General features: G+C 69.4%; 1 protein-coding gene. It reads left to right on the top strand.

Translation table 11 applies throughout. From position 1 onward, the window contains the following. Nucleotides 1-839 (top strand): chloride channel protein (locus AWB68_RS52020; RefSeq protein ID WP_143282083.1); only part of this gene is annotated, 839 nt, incomplete at both ends.

The following is an 839-nucleotide window of genomic DNA, read 5'->3' as shown; positions in this document are numbered from 1 at the left end:
GCGGTGATCGGCGGTATCAGCACGTGCGCGGCGTTCGTGCTGCTCGGCCTGATCCACCTGTTCACGAACCTGTTTTTCTTCGGCAGTTTCTCGTTCGCCGACCGCTCGCCCGCGCACAACACGCTCGGGCTTTGGGTGCTCGTCGTGCCGGTGACGGGCGGGCTCATCGTCGGCCTCATGGCGCGCTACGGGTCGGAGAAGATCCGCGGCCACGGCATCCCCGAAGCGATCGAAGCGATCCTGTTCGGCAAGAGCCGCATGTCGCCGAAGGTGGCGGTGCTCAAGCCGCTGTCGTCGGGGATCGTGATCGGCAGCGGCGGGCCGTTCGGTGCCGAAGGCCCGATCATCATGACGGGCGGCGCGCTCGGCTCGCTGATCGCGCAGTGCGTGAAGCTGACCTCAGCCGAACGCAAGACGCTGCTCGTCGCCGGCGCCGCCGCCGGCATGACCGCGGTGTTCGGCACGCCGGTCGCGGCCGTGCTGCTTGCCGTCGAACTGCTGCTGTTCGAATGGCGGCCGCGCAGTTTCCTGCCGGTCGCGTTGGCGTGCGCGGTGGCGGGGTTCGCGCGCGTCGCTTTCTTCGGACAGGGGCCGCTCTTCCCGCTCGTCACCGCGCCGCCGGGCGGGCTTTCGCTCGTGTCGTGCGTGATCGCGGGGCTGCTGTCCGGCGCGCTAGCGTCGGGGCTCTCGGCTGCGCTCTACAAGACCGAGGACCTGTTCGGCAAGCTGCCGATCCACTGGATGTGGTGGCCCGCGATCGGCGGACTGGTCGTCGGCATCGGCGGATATATCGAGCCGCGCGCGCTCGGTGTCGGCTACGACGTGATCGGCGACCTGCT

Source organism: Caballeronia choica (genome assembly GCF_001544535.1).
Taxonomy (GTDB): domain Bacteria; phylum Pseudomonadota; class Gammaproteobacteria; order Burkholderiales; family Burkholderiaceae; genus Caballeronia; species Caballeronia choica.
The sequence above is the reverse complement of the archived record's forward strand: the minus strand, read 5'-3'. Positions and strand labels throughout refer to the sequence as shown.